The sequence below is a fragment of the candidate division KSB1 bacterium genome (assembly GCA_034506395.1).
In the GTDB taxonomy this organism is placed as follows: Bacteria; Zhuqueibacterota; Zhuqueibacteria; order Thermofontimicrobiales; family Thermofontimicrobiaceae; genus Thermofontimicrobium.
In genome coordinates this window covers 104,785-120,515 of record JAPDPQ010000001.1, presented here as the reverse complement: position 1 = coordinate 120,515, position 15,731 = coordinate 104,785, and the positions used below count along the sequence as shown (strand labels likewise).

At 46.4% G+C, this 15,731-nt stretch carries 14 protein-coding genes; 5 read left to right on the top strand and 9 right to left on the bottom strand.

The features are described 5' to 3' along the window. Positions 1 to 25 precede the first annotated feature (25 nt). Positions 26 to 1,327, top strand: a complete 1,302-nt coding sequence (locus ONB37_00490; protein ID MDZ7398616.1) for a glycosyltransferase — start codon at positions 26 to 28, stop codon at positions 1,325 to 1,327. A gap of 51 nt (positions 1,328 to 1,378) precedes the next feature. Further along, complete coding sequence (locus ONB37_00485; protein ID MDZ7398615.1) at positions 1,379 to 3,691, top strand: M23 family metallopeptidase; 2,313 nt, start codon at positions 1,379 to 1,381, stop codon at positions 3,689 to 3,691. A 196-nt stretch (positions 3,692 to 3,887) separates the two neighbouring features. On the opposite strand, the gene ONB37_00480 is transcribed toward ONB37_00485, so the two are convergent. Continuing rightward, positions 3,888 to 4,901 (bottom strand): DUF4097 domain-containing protein, encoded by a 1,014-nt coding sequence (locus ONB37_00480; GenBank protein MDZ7398614.1) that lies wholly within the window; start codon positions 4,899 to 4,901, stop codon positions 3,888 to 3,890. Positions 4,902 to 5,313: 412 nt separating this feature from the next. Here ONB37_00480 and dtd point away from each other — a divergent pair, with 412 nt between their 5' ends. From dtd to ONB37_00465, 3 genes are all read left to right on the top strand, one after another. Then, entirely contained in the window at positions 5,314 to 5,760 is a 447-nt protein-coding gene (dtd, locus tag ONB37_00475) for a D-aminoacyl-tRNA deacylase (protein ID MDZ7398613.1), read from the top strand. Continuing rightward, positions 5,760 to 6,110 (top strand): histidine triad nucleotide-binding protein, encoded by a 351-nt coding sequence (locus tag ONB37_00470; protein ID MDZ7398612.1) that lies wholly within the window; start codon positions 5,760 to 5,762, stop codon positions 6,108 to 6,110. The genes dtd and ONB37_00470 overlap by 1 nt, the downstream gene beginning before the upstream one ends. A 245-nt stretch (positions 6,111 to 6,355) precedes the next feature. Continuing rightward, the gene (locus ONB37_00465; GenBank protein ID MDZ7398611.1) at positions 6,356 to 6,811 is read left to right on the top strand and encodes a DsrE family protein; all 456 of its coding nucleotides are present in this window, start codon (positions 6,356 to 6,358) and stop codon (positions 6,809 to 6,811) included. 157 nt (positions 6,812 to 6,968) lie between these two features. On the opposite strand, the gene ONB37_00460 is transcribed toward ONB37_00465, so the two are convergent. The 8 genes from ONB37_00460 to ONB37_00425 form a co-directional block, all read right to left on the bottom strand. Beyond that, complete coding sequence (locus ONB37_00460; protein ID MDZ7398610.1) at positions 6,969 to 8,483, bottom strand: B12-binding domain-containing radical SAM protein; 1,515 nt, start codon at positions 8,481 to 8,483, stop codon at positions 6,969 to 6,971. A 176-nt stretch (positions 8,484 to 8,659) separates the two neighbouring features. Then, the gene (locus ONB37_00455; GenBank protein ID MDZ7398609.1) at positions 8,660 to 8,815 is read right to left on the bottom strand and encodes a hypothetical protein; all 156 of its coding nucleotides are present in this window, start codon (positions 8,813 to 8,815) and stop codon (positions 8,660 to 8,662) included. Between the two features lie 19 nt (positions 8,816 to 8,834). Beyond that, positions 8,835 to 10,439 (bottom strand): sodium-dependent transporter, encoded by a 1,605-nt coding sequence (locus ONB37_00450; GenBank protein ID MDZ7398608.1) that lies wholly within the window; start codon positions 10,437 to 10,439, stop codon positions 8,835 to 8,837. Between the two features lie 264 nt (positions 10,440 to 10,703). Beyond that, positions 10,704 to 11,321 carry a DUF4398 domain-containing protein gene (locus ONB37_00445; GenBank protein MDZ7398607.1) on the bottom strand — a complete coding sequence of 206 codons (618 nt, stop codon included), beginning with the start codon at positions 11,319 to 11,321 and terminating at the stop codon, positions 10,704 to 10,706. A 376-nt stretch (positions 11,322 to 11,697) separates the two neighbouring features. Continuing rightward, complete coding sequence (locus ONB37_00440; GenBank protein MDZ7398606.1) at positions 11,698 to 12,600, bottom strand: hypothetical protein; 903 nt, start codon at positions 12,598 to 12,600, stop codon at positions 11,698 to 11,700. A 10-nt stretch (positions 12,601 to 12,610) separates the two neighbouring features. Beyond that, a complete protein-coding gene (locus tag ONB37_00435) occupies positions 12,611 to 13,462 on the bottom strand; it encodes a L,D-transpeptidase (protein MDZ7398605.1) in 852 nt (283 codons plus the stop codon). Between the two features lie 223 nt (positions 13,463 to 13,685). Continuing rightward, positions 13,686 to 14,819 carry a L,D-transpeptidase family protein gene (locus ONB37_00430; GenBank protein ID MDZ7398604.1) on the bottom strand — a complete coding sequence of 378 codons (1,134 nt, stop codon included), beginning with the start codon at positions 14,817 to 14,819 and terminating at the stop codon, positions 13,686 to 13,688. Between the two features lie 166 nt (positions 14,820 to 14,985). After that, positions 14,986 to 15,588: a DUF4398 domain-containing protein gene (locus ONB37_00425; protein MDZ7398603.1), complete on the bottom strand. Its 603-nt coding sequence runs from the start codon at positions 15,586 to 15,588 to the stop codon at positions 14,986 to 14,988. Positions 15,589 to 15,731: the final 143 nt, after the last annotated feature.

Genomic DNA, 15,731 nt, shown 5'->3' with positions numbered 1-15,731 from the left:
TAAATCCATTAACCGATTCGCTCGAGTGAACAAGGTTCTTTTTCTCAGCTATTATTTCCCGCCAATGGGGATGGGGGGGACGCAGCGCGCCGCCAAATTTGTGAAGTATCTTCCCGAGTTCGGCTGGGAGCCATGGGTGGTGACCGTGAAAGACGTCCATTATTATGCCCATGATCCGAGCTTGCTTCAGGAAGTGCATGACCGACAAATTTTCCGCACTGAATCTTGGGATCCGCTGAGAGTGATGGCGCGAATTGGGAGGAAGGGATCGAAGCCAGAGGTGACTTCATCCAGTTCGGCTCCGAAAAAATCGCGCTTTTTGAACTGGCTGAATCGAACCATCGGGAGTTGGATATTTATCCCCGATAGTAAAATTCTTTGGTTGCCGTTTGCGGTCAAAACAGCCTTCCATCTCATTCGAACGAAAAAAATAGCGGTTATTTTTACCACCTCGCCGCCTCATTCCGCCCATCTTGGGGGCTTGATCCTAAAGATGATCACTGGCTTACCGTGGCTAGCCGATTTTCGGGATGATTGGACTGGCGGAGAAAGCCAACCATGCCCAACTTGGCTGCATCGATTTATTAACCGCTTGATGGAAAAGTGGGTGTTGAGATCGGCCGATCGGATCATTGGCATGTGCGATCATCTGACAAACAGCTTGCGACTCAAAGCAGGCTATTCATCGAAGGCCAGGTTTGTAACCATCATGAACGGCTATGATCGAGAAGATTTTGTCGGGCTGGAACAGATGCGGCTCAACGAGCGCTTTACCATCTGTCATTCCGGGTCTATTAGCCGTGTCAGCGATCCAGAACCGTTTCTGCGCGCTGTGAAGTTCGCTCTTTCTCAATCTCCTGAGCTTCATGATCAGATCAAAATCCAGTTTTTTGGAACCGATCTGTTCGGTCGACTCACACAGCTAACGCGTACGCTTGGACTGGATCATATTGTTACGTCGGCTCGGTATCTACCCCATCGGGAGGCACTGACAGCAATAATGCAATCCCATCTTTTGTTGTTAACTATCATCAAACGGACAAAAGAAGAAATAATTACCGGCAAGCTATTTGAATACCTTGCGTCTGGGAAGCCGATCTTGCTAATTTCTTCGGAGGGGGAAGTTGCCAACATGATCCGATCACTGCATCGAGGCACGGTTGTTCACCCAGATGATATCTCTGCGATCCAGCAAGCGATCCTGGAATATGTGGATCGCTGGCGGAGAAACAGCTTGGAAATTGCGCCAGCGGTTTCATTGCCACAATTTGATCGCCGCAACCTCACTGATCGGCTGGCGCAAATCTTCTCTGATTTGTACCGCTGAATAACCGAAAAAATCTGCTACATATTTTTGATGAAAGTGAATAACGTTCCAATGAGAGAAAAGTTTATTTTGTTTTTGCTCTTTATAAGCTGGACAGGAGTGAGCCCAGCCCAACAATATCTTTGGCCCACCGATGCCAGCCATTTTTTGACCTCATCGTTCGCCGAATACCGTCCTGGCCATCTTCATGCTGGAATTGATATCAAAACGTGGGGCAAAATTGGTTATAAAGTTTTTGCTATTGATGATGGCTACATTATGCGCATGGCTGTTTCGCCCTATGGTTATGGCAAGGTGCTGTATCAAAAACTGGACGCTGGCGATATCGTGGTTTATGCGCATCTGGATGGGTTCAACCCTGTGCTGCATCAGTTTATGAAGCAGCAACAGCGCAGTCGGATGGCCTATCGCTTCGATATACAACTGGATAATCAGCAGTTTCGGGTGCGACGCGGGGAAGTGATTGGTTATACCGGAGCCACTGGTATTGGCAGTCCGCATCTGCATTTCGAACTTCGCGATGGGAACAACAATCCGATCAATCCGTTCTTACGTGGCTATCGCATTTCAGACAATATTGCGCCGACCATAACGGCCATCAGTTTCACGCCGTTAGACTCTCGTTCTCGGGTCAATGGCGACGCCGTACCTTGGATTGAAAAGCCAGTGATGATTGATCCCCGGCACTATAAGCTCCCTAGTGCCCCATTTGTCTCGGGCAAAATTGGGCTGGCCGTGGAATGTTTCGATCAAGCCGATGGCGTTGATCATAAATTCGCGGTTTATAAACTGAGTTTCTATTTGGACGGCCTACTCCGCTTTTCTGCAAGTTACGACAAATTTTCTTATAGCGTCAGCAATATGATCGATCTCGATCGAGATTACCGTTTGCTCCGGCGGGGGAAGGGACAGTTCCAGAAATTGTATCGCGATCCCCATAATCGACTTCCATTTTATGAGCCATCGGGCAACGAAGCCGGCGTGCTCCAGTGCGAACCAACAATGTCGCTCAATCCATCTGATCCGAATTGTTTGGCCGCAGGGCTCCATCAGTTCACGATCGAAATCGCTGATTTCTTTGGCAATGTCTCGGTCCTATCTGGAAATTTTGTTGTATCCGTTCAGCAGGCGCTTGCGGCGGATTTTTCCTGGCAGCCCCCTGACCAGCTTTTGGTAACAGATCTGAAGGATCAAGATGGCAATCCAGTTCAAACAGCCTCGTTCTATGTCTCTCGAGATCGCGGCATCTCTTGGCAAAAAGTTAACCCGTCAAAAGTTCAAACAGAACCAGCTTTAGCAACTGGTCAAAACAATCAATATCTGCTGTCTTCTATTCGGCCGGAAGCCGTGATAAAAATCAACTCGATCAATTCCGAAGGGATCGAGTCGCTTCCGCTCTACTACATCGTTCGGGATTCCAGTCAGACCATATCTTCTGCCACCGAGTTAAAGCTTGAAAAGGATTTTTATGATGATTACATTCGTTTTCGTCTAACGACCAATGGATGGCTCGATTCAGTCCCTGAACTGATCGTTCAGCAGGTGGGTATGTCGGGGACGTCGGTTCCGCTTTGGCCAGTTCGATTCAATGAATGGTTCGGCGTTTACCAGTTGCTTCCCAGGAAAGATGGCATAATATCGGTCGAGGCGAGCGCGATGGATCTAGGGCAGCGAGAATTGAGCTATTCTGAACAGATCGATATTCGAACGGTTACGCCAGAACGAGGTGGCGCTATTCGATCCAACGATGGGCTTTGTCGGCTGGTTTTCGGATCTGGCTCAGTGTATGATAACCTGTTTCTTCGTATCGAAGAGTGGCGAACGCCTTTGGATTCGGCTTACGAGATCGTTACTCCCAGCTATCAATTATTCCCACAAGATGTTCCACTCCAAAAAGGCGGTATTGTGATCATGAAATACCCGGTTGATGATCCATCTCCAGAGAAACTCGGTGTCTATCAAATCGAGCAAAACAAGCCCAAGTTTCGCGGCAATAAGCTCGATAGAAGTCAAACCACCGTCAGCGGCACACTTTCCAATTTGGGCAATGTGACTGTTATTCGTGATGCCGTCCCACCTTACGTTGAAATCATGCAACCGCTAAATCAAGCGCAATTGCGGGATCGGATTCCAAAATTTCTTGCCCGAGTTTATGATACACTGTCTGGGATCGCTAATGAGCGGTCTATTGTGATGCGATTGGATGGCGAACTGGTGATTTCGGAGTATGATCCTGACGAACATACAGTGAAGTATGAGCCGGATGAGCCTTTACGATTTGGTGAACATACCATTTCAGTTCGAGCAGAGGATAACAGCGGGAATGAGCGGCTGGTAACGCATCGATTTTTTATTTTGAAATAACATAAGCACCTCTTCATAAAGAATAAAGCCGATGAAAGCTATCTGATCGGTGGGAAACGATGCACCCTTTTTGAAATTAGGATTGACCATTCTAATGCCTTTGGTTCAAAATAACAGGGTTTGCAGGGCTGTAAAAGAAAACAACCTGGCCAAAATGGTGTTGGCCAGGTTGACGGAAGGAGGAGTTAAATGAGAGCTATTTGGGTTCCAAAGCTTTGACAGAGATGTTTCCTCCCGAGGTGCGCAGCGTCATTAATGGTCCACCGTTGTTGATTTTGCCTTTAATCGAATTATTTTTGATCACTCCCTGAACCGTGATTGGCAAATCAGATTCAACCCGGCCGCCTGAAGTATGGGCATCCAAGTCGATAGAGATATTTGCCGGCAGGAACACACGAATGCTTCCACCAGAGGTTCTGAGAGAGCAATCTCGATCGATTGTTCCTACGAACTCCGCATGGATACCGCCGCCTGAAGTGCTGGCCGTCGCACTGCCGCTCAATCTTTTCAGATTTAAGCTTCCGCCTGAGGTATGTGCCTCGGCGCTCCCAGTCACTTCTTCCAAGCTAATACTCCCTCCTGAAGTTCTTGCTTCTACCGATCCAGTCACCTTGCCGATAGCAATGCTGCCCCCGGAAGTGTTCGCGAGAACCGGGCCCTGAGCCTGTTCGATTTTTATACTTCCGCCAGAGGTTTTCGCTCGGACCGAACCGTTGATTTTGCCTGCCATAATGGGTCCCCCAGAGGTGAGAAGCTCGATTTTTCCATTCAGATCAGTGACCTGAATGCTTCCGCCGCCAGTTTGAACGTCCAGATTGAACTCCCGAGGCACGGTGACCTCAAAGTGTAACCTGAGCCGGCGGCTGTCACCCCACCAAACCTTAGGGCCATGATAACGCACTACAACGCGGACCCCCACATCGTCCTGATCAAAACTCAGCTCTAAATTCTCGAAAATATCCTTTGCCCGGTTCTTGCTGTTTGTATCAGCGCGCTTTGTCACTGTCACTTTCAATTCGTTCTGTGACCAACTTGTGATTTCTACTGATCCTAGATCTGCTCTAAGAGAAAATAATTGGCCCCGCTTGACAGTAAAGTCCTTGGTTACTGTTTCCTCAATATCTTTGGCCATGCATTTCCTAGAGGTGATCCAGATGACTGTCGTAAGGATCCCGATGGCAATGATTAAGATATAAGTCGATGGTTTCATGGATGAATTCTCCTTATGGTTGATTAATTCGGATCGTTATACGGGGGTCAATCACAAAAGTTGCTTTTTGAAATGGATCGCAAAGAATGATGATGGGCTCAAATAAAATCACCATTATTAACAGCGACCAGCGCCTTGAAAAAATACCTCGTCGATGCGACCTGTCATTTTTCAAAACGGGTCATTCACAAAATTCTGGTCATCATTTTCATCTTAAATTCCATCTGGCTTGCTTTCAGAAACCAAATCGAACAAGCTGGGAGAAAGAAGAACGCTGAAAGAGTGGTCAATTATCTGCTTGAAAATCTCGATTTTTTATATTATATTGACGCTCAAATTGGCTGGAAACCATAAAACAATTATGACTGAAGAGTCACGGTAGAAATTGTGAAATAAATAAGCAAGGTGATTTATGCGCGCAGTGGTGCAGCGGGTAACGAAGGCATCGGTATCGATTGATGGAAAAATTGTGGGTCAGATCGATCGTGGATTGGTGATCCTGTTAGGGGTAAGAAACGGTGATGATGAGTCTGATGCAAGATTTTTAGCGGATAAATGTGTCAATCTTCGAATTTTTGCAGATGCTGAGGGGAAATTCAACCTGTCAGCGTTGGAAGTAGGCGGGGATTTGCTCGTAGTCTCACAATTCACTTTATATGGCGATGCCAGGAAGGGCCGTCGGCCCAGTTTTGTCGATGCCGCACCTCCAGAAATATCAGAGCCACTCTATCAACGATTTGTTGACTATCTGAGGCAAAGCGGACTCAAGGTAGCGACTGGCGAATTTGGCGCCATGATGTTGGTAGAAATTCACAATGATGGACCAGTAACGATAATTTTAGAAAGTAAGGAGAAATAATGAAAGCGAATAATTGCCTTTTCTGCCAAATCGTTCAAGGCCTTCGGCCAGCAGCGATTGTTCATCAGACCGAAAATCTGGTGGCATTCAAAGACATTCGTCCCCAAGCGCCCATCCACATCTTGATCATTCCTCGGGAGCATATTCCCACGCTGAACGATCTCACCCCGTCGCATCAGCAATTAATGGGAGAAATTTTTCTGGTCGCCAAAGAATTAGCCCAAAAATTGGGCGTAGCTGAAACCGGCTACCGAACGGTCTTCAATTGCAATCGCGACTCAGGCCAGGAGATCTACCATATCCATTTACATCTTTTAGCAGGCCGACGATTCTATTGGCCACCAGGTTAAATTCCGATTATCCAAATCAAACAAATAAAATCTCAAATCAATAATAGGATTGCCCTCGTTTTTCTTGAGCTCATCGATTTAAGCGCGCTTGATGCCCAAGATTGGAATGGAAAGACAGTTCCAAAAATCATTGGTTGTTTGAAGCGGAATTTCAATCAGGGTAGGTCAGGATCGTAACTTTCAAGTGATCCCATTAATCTGCGGAGATTCAACCAAACAATTACCAAATCAAAGGAGAGCGCATTATGCGAACATTCAGCGTGCTCAATTGGAGTGTCTTTGTGGTTCTAATTTTGATCAATCTTAGTGGTTGTCAGAAACAATCTTCTTCACAATTATCCCCCCAAAAAGACGGGGTATTTGTTCATATCAGCAATGGTACCAATGATCCCCATCGGGTGCTGATGGCGCTCAATATGGCCGCTATAATGTCCCAGGATCGGGATGTATTGGTCTATTTTGATATTAAAGGCATCGAGGTTGTTTTGAAAGATGCCCCAGATCTAACCTATAGCCATTTCCCTTCCTCGCTCACTCAGCTTAATAATTTGTTGCAGAGAGGCGTCCCCATTTATGTCTGTCCCGGTTGTCTCAAGGCAGCGGGCAAAACCGAAGCGGATGTCATGCCAGGGGTAATGATCGCCAAAAAAGAAGCATTCTTCAATTTTACCAAAGGACGAATTTTAACGTTGGACTATTGAGATCAAACCAAAAAGCAGTGGCCGGTCGATTTTGATATTTCGGTGCAATGATTTTCCAATGCAGCCCGTGCGACCATAGTAGCCAAGCCTGGTGCTTTAGATACGGATGAATTTCGGCTTAGCCAAAAAATGATCAGTTGATTTGAGATCAATCCAATCATACCATGGCTCCGTGGCGTCGCGCATTTCGATGGATACGCCTGCGGACGGGTTCTGTCCCAAATCGAATCAGCAAATTGATGATGGTCTTGATGATCGGATTATTATCGCGGCCATAGTTTTTCCAGAGAGCTGGAAACCAATCCAGATTATGATTCCAACATGCTGTGAGCAGCTCATAATGTTTGGGAGTGAGCTCTTTCTTAAGGAATGGCCGAGCGTATTCCAGCCGCGTGGTTTCCATCGGTGTGAAAAACAACGGCACGATGATGCTTTGATATGGTTTGAGCGTTTTTACTAGATCGATAGTCAGTTGCACGTCATCCTGATCCTCGCCGGGCAATCCCAAAATCAAAGTTGAGCAGCAAACGATATGATTTTTGTGGAACAAGCGGAATGCGCCCTCCACCACTTCAGGCCACTGCTCTGGCTTAAACGGATAGACCTTGCCCCGCATGTGCCGTCTGATCAATTTAGGGCTGCCGGTTTCAATGCCGACCTGAAAGGCTTTGGTGGGATGCTTTTCGGTGCCCAGCTCCAATACCTGAGATATTTGTTCAATCGTCTCTGGCGAACTATAAGCCGAGGAGAGCGAAGCATGGCTTGCGGTGACCCATTTGACGCCAGGCACATGGTAAACTTTGTCGAACAATTCAACGACGGCCTTGGAATTCACTTTGAGCCCATCGGATTGATAGAGCAGAATATCTTCGCCGTGCAAAATAACGCCGCGATTGCCCGAACGGACATTGACAGCCACTTCGGCTAAGATATTTTCTAACGGGCGAGATCGGACCTTTTTCAATGAGGGGACGCAGAAAGCGCAACTTCGGGCACAACCTCGGGTTGCCTCGATTATCCCGCAGATGGTTCCCCCGACAATATTGGCGATCTGATTATCTGGCACTGGCTCACCCGAGATAACCTCAGGAACGCTGTCCCGGGCCTCGAGGATCTGCCGAAACAACCGCGGAGCGATCATCTCACCTTCGCCTACCACCACACAATGAACCCCTAATTCCCTCTGCTTTTCTGGATGAAGCGCGAGTTGCCAAGCGCCGGGTCCGCCCAACACAATGATCGGCCGATACTTTTGGATGGCTCGATGCCAAAGCAATTCCCGCAATTTAATCGCCATGCGACCTTCACCACCCCAGAGTTCAACGAACGTCGATGTCGCAGGCCCTATTCCCAAAGGATCTATGGTGCTAATCGAGACAATCTTGGTCTGTTCTGAAATCACCTTATCGAGATGATCGGGATGGGCGACGATCACTTCATCGCGCTGAAATCCATTGGCCAAAAGGGCTGCCTCGATTTTGCGCATCCCATAATTGGCGAATAGCAGCGCGCCGCGATGATCTGCCGCTCCGCTTGGGCAAAAAATTGGGTAGTAGACCCAATCGGGCAACACCCCTTGTGGCAGGCAAGCGCTGAATCCGAAGAACATATTATGATGATACTGACTGGCCATGGTTCGGTCGCAGGTCAGTACAATTGTATAGCCCATCATAAAAGCTCTCAGTTTTTACGGGTAAACGAAACGAATTGAAAAGCTCCAATCGAAATTGGAGCAGAAAATAACAATCAAATCACATCGATTGAGATGCTTGCCGGCGTTTTTTCTCAGAGCAGGGTAGATGAGCCAATCGCACGGGCAATCACTGGATGTTCAACCAGAAAGCAAGTTCAAAGATCGTCCTCGATTTCAGCCGAATCTGTTTTTTCCCATTGGTCTCGCTTGGAAACCAGAACTTTCCAGAAACAGAAAATTGTTACGATCAAAATTGATGTCCAGGCGATGATAACGAATATCAACCCGGCCGTGGTCAATCCATCATTCATTGGCGCGAACCTCAATGAACTATGTTTGTGATGGCAGATGTTCTGAATGATGATACCGAATCGTTCGAATGCGATAGGCAACGATGACGAGAATGAAAAACAAGGCTGCTAATGCCAACATCATGGCACGAGCGCCCCAGAGATAGGGGATATCGGTGGCGCTTCGGTCGATCATTAGCAGCACCCGATAACCGTCCTGATAAGTCCAGAAGACAAGCAGAGCGATCAGATAGATCGGCGTAATAAATTTGATAATGTATTTAAAGATAATCGGGATTTTAATATCGGCCCCTCGAGTGATCTCTTTCCAACCTTTCGTCATCCCAAAAACCCAGGCGAACAAAATCACTTCGATCATTGCAACGACGACTAGCCCGAATGTCCCTGCCCAGAAGTCCATTTCATCGAGAAACCCGTATTTGAGGAAGAAGACCACCGGCAGTCCGCAGCCGAACAGGATCAATCCAACCCAAAAGACTGCCCGATTGCGGCTGAGGTTTAATTGCCGCTGCAGAAAAGCGATGGCAGGAGAACACAGAGCGACTGAAGAAGTGATCCCAGCGAAAAACAGCAATAGGAACCAAATCATTCCAAAGAGCTGTCCCAAGGGCAATTTTTGAAAGATGATCGGCATGGCCACAAATCCCAGATCGAAAGCTCCGCCATTTGCAATCTGGATGGTTTGCGTCAAGCCAAAGAAAGCGACTGCCACTGGGATGGCGATCGATCCACCGAAGATTACCTCGATGAATTCATTGGTGATCGATGTGGATAATCCTGTAAGGGCAATATCGCTGCGACGTTTCATGTAGCTGGCATAAGTGATGATCGAGCCATTGCCGATGCTCAGTGTGAAAAAGATCTGCCCAGCGGCAGCCATCCAGGTTTTGCTCTGAGTGATGTGGCTGAATTGGGGATTCCAGATATAGGCAAAACCATTGATGATGCTATTTTCGGGCTTGCTGGGATCTGGAGTGCCAAGCGTCCATACCCGAATGAAGAGGATGAGGGCGAAGACGAACAAGGTCGGAAGCGCAATCTTGGCCAATTTCTCAATACCACTGGCGATCCCACGAGACAGCACATAAATATTGAGCCCCACAGTGATGAAAAAGAAAAATAAGGCTGTCCCGAAGCCAGCAAAATGTTCGCTGTGGACCTTGCCTTGAAAACTGGCGAGGAAGCGGGACATGGTATCGTAATCGAGAATACCGAAATATTTGCCCGTGAGTGAGAAGAAGCTGTAGGCCAAGGTCCAGGATTCAATATAGAGATAATAGATCACAAATAGCAGGGGGACGGTGATTCCTAACGCACCCAAGAAGTTGACCACCTTTGCGCTACGCTCCGATTTGGTCAGCAAGCCGAAGGCCCCGGCCGTGGTGCCATAACCGAATTGGCCACTATAGCGACCAATGCTCCATTCGACCCACATGAGGGGGATTCCCAACAAAAGAAGCGCTGCAAAATAGGGGATCATGAATGCGCCGCCGCCGTTTTGAGCTGCTTTTACAGGGAACCGAAGGAAATTCCCCAGCCCAATCGCATTTCCTGCCATCGCCAAGATCAACCCGATCCGCGTCGCCCAATATTCTCGTGTCGATTGCCGTTTCGGTCCGCTCATCGCTACTCCATGCTTGTTCGATCATCCTGCCAACAATGCTGATGGCGACTTGAGAATTTAATAACTAATCATTTCAGCGAAACATTGACGGATAGGATGCGTGGATAACCCATTTTTCCCAATCGATTATTCCTATTATCGCGAATCAAATAACATATCGCTTTTCGATCTCAAACAGTTTTTTCAATCACAGAGGGATTAAGTAATCTTTATTCAGCACGAAAAATGAAACCAACTGATTCAGAGACGTGGAGGACGAAAAGTTTATCTTTTATTTCGTCTGTCGAACTCCAGGCCTGGTTCAACCAAATTGGTACTACTGATCAGTTTTATTAGTTGATAAGTTGCGAGGCTAGCCTGCTCGATCGCGATGTTGCATTCATGTCGGATGGTCTCATAATCTTCCTCATCATTTTTTATGATCATCATCACCAAAGTTTTATTTAGCTTGTCCAATTCCGCGCGAGCCGAATCAATTTGAGCGGATGGGATGCCGTAATTTTCGGCTTTCGAAATGACGGTTTCATAGACATCAATTTTATGTCGCAAGTAGGAAATGAGCTGTTCAATTTCTATCTCAGTGATAAGTTTTTTTCGTTTGCTGATAACGATGGAAGAATCAGCGAATTTGATCGCCATTAAAGCGGATTGGCGGGCTTTATCGAACTTTTTTTGCTCGGTGTATTTGCGGGCGTTGAGGTAAGCGTCACGGGCCAATTCAAATTCTTTGGGTGCAAAATAATTCGCCTTTGCGCTCATGGCCGAATCGATGGCCGCCGCTGCCAGATTGAGCTCCCGTTGTGGATTTTGCTTGGTACAGCAAAAAATGATCAAGAAAAAAAATAGTCCAATTGGCCGGAACAGCCGCAGTTCTCCATTCATAACCCTTCGGGCCCGAAAATCAACTAAACCATTTCAACTGATACTCGCTAAACAGACCTTGCAGCAATATAATGAAATCCGCTCCCATCGCGTGAGTCATCCTATCTGATGCCGCGTTGAGCTGCGATTTCGGAAAAGACCTGATACTCGAAGCTGCTAAAAGCTCGCTGATTTAAGCGGCAGCATGGCATACGAGAACGTCTTCATAAACCGAGATAAATAAAAATTCCGCAACTGGCTGGTGCAAATTAGACCACAGTGATGGCAATGTTGTTCCATTCATTCTATTTGATTAATCTCATCGAAGAGAAAAAATTCTAATCAATCGATCTGATTTGAGTACCAAGCGTGCAAAAGGTTGAACCTTCTTTAGGTTTCAGTAATGGTCGTCAGGAAGCCGAGTTATTAGTTCCGCATGCATTGGTATCGCACGATATATAGCGATGGCGTCGTTTTTCGCAATGGTTATTTCAATTGAATAATAATGCTCGGGCAATTTCAAATGATAGATGTGGACAAATGTCTCAGCAAGATACTTCGCATAGCTTTTGAGGTGATAAAGAACGATCCGGCCTAATCCCTTGAACGACTTCAGCGAAATCGGTTCGACTTGATGGACTTTGAGGATCAGATTGCGGTCGAATTTCAATGTCAGATAGACATCTGGACGAGCAGGAGCAGCCGGCTGGATCTTATATTTCTGGGCTTCGATCGTATCCCGCGGCGCTCTTCTCACAGTGATCGGGACTTTTGGAATCGTCGCCCAATCTTGTTTTAACACAAACGGCCGAGAGAGCCAATGGAAAAGATCGGGTTGACTGGTGAGATGTTTGAAAGCGTGATTCATGGTATAGGAGAAAACATGACAGGAACGGAGATTGACCCCACGCAGATACAAAGAAATCGTACTATCACTCAAATTCAAAATTAAGCCAATGGAGTCGCTTTTGGCCATGATAAGCTGGGAATTAAGAAACAATTCGTCGATTTTCAATCGGAATAGTTGCGAAGAATAGCTGGCAATTTGAGAGAGAGCGGCGGCTGAGTCCTCAGCGGTCAAATACTGATGAGCCACTCCGGGCAATGGGCGAAGCGTTTGCTGCTTAAAATTGTGTAATGGCAGAATGATCAGCAAAACAGCGCAAGCGATTGCTGGAATAAGCAACAGCGGCCAGAAAATCCAGCGGCTTGCTTTAACATCGTGAAGAAATGAAAACCACAGCCGCCATCGTCTGAGGATTGCACGCGGGAACTTAAGCAGCCATTGTAAAAATCTCATACGTTAGACCTTAGTAAATGAAAACTTTCGAGCCAACTTGAAGATGACGGTAGACAATTTCGAGTTCTTTGTCGCCTAATCGAACGCATCCATGGGTGACGGGCAACCCCAAAAAGCGCTGATAAAGCGTTCCGTGAATGAGATAGCCATCGCCTAAGCTCAGCGCATAATCCCCCAGAACACCTGGTTCATATCGCTCACGCGCATAGGGTTCTGGAACAGGCAAGCCCTCTTCAATAAAGGCCCAATCTGGCATGCGCCACACCGGGTCTTCAATTTTCGCTTGAATTCTTCTGAGCCCACGCGGGGTTTTGAAGATCCACTTCTCGCTTCCGTCAGCCGATTTTAGCATGATGTAGCTGCCAGTAGAGCAGATCCCTTGATGCAACAACTGCTTTCCTTTCATCAGAAAGATCAGATTATCAGAAGTATCGATGATCAAATAGGGCTCTCTGGGGATCAATCGTTCGACCCGTTGCTGTAAACTGGCAACGGACCGCTGGAGTCGTTTTAATCGAGCATTCAGTTCAGTGAAATCTAAGTTTGTCGGCATGTGATTATGCTCAGTGATCGTTGCCTCCTTCGTTGCCAATCGATCTTCTATTTTGCGGTCGAGAAGTGGTTGCCCTACATATAAAGCTTTGTGCCGCGGCATCATGTATAAAATTCCATCCCGGATCAAAGGCGCGAAACTGATCAATAGCCAGGCCAATAATATCCCAAGAAAGGTACCGCGCAGTAAGGCTCGACGGATGATTTTGCCTTTGCTATATGGTTGTTGAGGTTCCGCAGCTTGCCGATCGAACGACATCGCTCGATTAGATGTGCTTGGGCGCGTATTTTGGTCGTTGGTGTTAGACATAATGATTGAACAAGTGATCTGTCATCTCGTGAGATGCGAAGTAACTGTTAAGCTACCAATACCAGCAAGATTGCATTCGAATCCAATAATCGATCCAATGAAATTTAGATATCTATTAAAAACTCAAATTTCTTTTCGCCACTTAATTAAAAAATCAAATGGGATCATTCCGAAAAGTTTTTGATTGCTTTATTGAAGACGTTCAATAAAACAGGCGATAATCCTATTTCCGATCGTTTCGCGACGCACTCGTCGATTTATTGTTTGTCCCATTCAATGCACCTACAATGGTGACTGGTGTGTTCAAAGTGACGAGGTCAAACAGCTCGTCAATGTCTTCATTGGTCAATGCGATGCAGCCCTGGGTCCAATTGATGCCCTTTCCGCCGTCACCATGGATCTCGATTGATCCACCTATTTGGGCGTTCTTAGGAAGTTGCCCAGCTTTTTTCGCATTTAAAAATTCTTGCAGATCCCTCTGATTGGGATAATTCAAAACCAAAGCTTTGTAATACTTGCTACCACCTTTACCGACTTTTTTAATAATCCGGTATTGCCCTTCTGGGGTGGCATTATCGCCACGCTGCCGTTTGTGGCCCATCCAATTCTTCCCCAGCTCAATAGGATACTTGTGAATGAGCTCCCCCTGATTATAAACATAAAGCGTGCGATTGAATTTATCTACAATTAAAGCGACGTTTTGGTTTGTTTTTGATTCAGCAATGGTTTCCTGGGACCAACGCCGCCACAAGGGGATATTCGAAAGATAATTATCGAGCATTTCTTTAGTAGTTTTGCCCGATTGTCCGATGAGTTTCTCAGCCATTTGAAAATTATGAATCGCCTGTTTAATTTGACCGCGTTCGAGCGCTGCTTTGCCCTCCAGCACCAACAACTCGCCCTTGATTGCGTTTCGACGAAGTGCTTCTTCAATTGGCATTTGACCGAATTGCTCTTTGAATTCGGCGAGTCGATCGAGTAGGAGGGCTAACTCGATGCGAGCGACATTTTTTAATGAATCGCGTGCGCGAAGCGCTTGGCGTTCGGATTGTTGGGCCAATAGCTGAGTTTGTTTGGCCAACTGTTCCAATGGCTTATAGTTGCGGCGATAGAACGCTTTTTGGTTCTCGCGGCGCCACATCATTAAAATCCGTTGCCAACTTTTCTGGGCAGCTTGAAAAGCTTCTGAAGCGTAATAATTGGCTTCAGCCCTGTTCGCCTTTGCCAGCGCTTTGCGGCTTAAATAAATTTGATATACAGGGGGTTTGGGATGCAAAATTGAAATGATCACCAGAACAATGATCACGACCAAGATGCCAATTCCAATGATGTACAATCGATGCTGTGGACGAAACATCTTCTGGTAACTTCTCCTATTAGCGAGCGAGTTGGATGATATTCGATGACGGTACTTCATGTCGATTAATAAACAAAACCTCGGTTAACAGTTTAAAGTTAACCGAGGTTTTTCTCAATGCCTATAAAATTCTTCGCCAAATCTTTGCTCTCGCTAAGCTGGCTATTTACTTGCCTTTTTTCTTCGCAATAGCCTGATTCAGCTCGTCTTTAATTTGATTGACTTTCTGCAAAGCAGCAGCTAATTTATCCTTTGCTGCCATAAATTTGCCGGTGTTTAACAGATTGGTAGCATCTGTCATTGAGGTTTCTACTGCTGTGAGCTCACTCTGAATCGCTTCTAAAACTTCCCGACCTTCTTTGCCTTTGGGGGCTTTTTTCAATAACGCTTTGGCATCAGTCAACCCTGTCTGCAGCTCGGTTAATAGCTGTTCAGCTTGAGCTTTTACCTCTTCTTTCTTAGCCGCGACTCTGGAATTGAGATCATTAGCCAAGTTAGTAGCAGCTAACAACAGGTTTTTCGCCTTGTTGTAATTGCGGGTTAAAGCAAACTTGGAATTTTGAGTTTCAATTTCGGCGATAGCAGCATTGAGCGAATCCTGGGCAGCTTTGAATTCGTCAGCCAGATAAACATCCGCTTCTGCCTGACGGGCCGTTTCGAGAGCTGCCTTAGCAGCATCCAGTTCTTGCTGTGGCGCTTTAGCACAACCACTCACCAGCACAAACATCAGAACAATACCTAATGCGAGAATAAAATAATTCCGTAGCATATGGATCCTCCTTCAATTTGAAAATTGTTTTAATGGTATAAGGTCCGAATATCTTAGGATATCCTTTCTTGAATTTAGCGAGACTGAAATTAGCGCTCTAGCCATCAAAAGTGAGGGCGGCGAATGATTTGTCAGTGCTCGGT

What these genes read in the sequence shown, in the direction of transcription:
- ONB37_00485 (MDZ7398615.1), top strand. Translation starts at nt 1,379, where the DNA reads ATGAGAGAAAAGTTTATTTTGTTTTTGCTCTTTATAAGCTGGACAGGA.
- ONB37_00445 (MDZ7398607.1), bottom strand. Translation starts at nt 11,321, where the DNA reads ATGAATGGAGAACTGCGGCTGTTCCGGCCAATTGGACTATTTTTTTTC.
- ONB37_00480 (MDZ7398614.1), bottom strand. Translation starts at nt 4,901, where the DNA reads ATGAAACCATCGACTTATATCTTAATCATTGCCATCGGGATCCTTACG.
- dtd (MDZ7398613.1), top strand. Translation starts at nt 5,314, where the DNA reads ATGCGCGCAGTGGTGCAGCGGGTAACGAAGGCATCGGTATCGATTGAT.
- ONB37_00430 (MDZ7398604.1), bottom strand. Translation starts at nt 14,819, where the DNA reads ATGTTTCGTCCACAGCATCGATTGTACATCATTGGAATTGGCATCTTG.
- ONB37_00450 (MDZ7398608.1), bottom strand. Translation starts at nt 10,439, where the DNA reads ATGAGCGGACCGAAACGGCAATCGACACGAGAATATTGGGCGACGCGG.
- ONB37_00470 (MDZ7398612.1), top strand. Translation starts at nt 5,760, where the DNA reads ATGAAAGCGAATAATTGCCTTTTCTGCCAAATCGTTCAAGGCCTTCGG.
- ONB37_00455 (MDZ7398609.1), bottom strand. Translation starts at nt 8,815, where the DNA reads ATGAATGATGGATTGACCACGGCCGGGTTGATATTCGTTATCATCGCC.
- ONB37_00440 (MDZ7398606.1), bottom strand. Translation starts at nt 12,600, where the DNA reads ATGAGATTTTTACAATGGCTGCTTAAGTTCCCGCGTGCAATCCTCAGA.
- ONB37_00460 (MDZ7398610.1), bottom strand. Translation starts at nt 8,483, where the DNA reads ATGATGGGCTATACAATTGTACTGACCTGCGACCGAACCATGGCCAGT.
- ONB37_00425 (MDZ7398603.1), bottom strand. Translation starts at nt 15,588, where the DNA reads ATGCTACGGAATTATTTTATTCTCGCATTAGGTATTGTTCTGATGTTT.
- ONB37_00435 (MDZ7398605.1), bottom strand. Translation starts at nt 13,462, where the DNA reads ATGTCTAACACCAACGACCAAAATACGCGCCCAAGCACATCTAATCGA.
- ONB37_00465 (MDZ7398611.1), top strand. Translation starts at nt 6,356, where the DNA reads ATGCGAACATTCAGCGTGCTCAATTGGAGTGTCTTTGTGGTTCTAATT.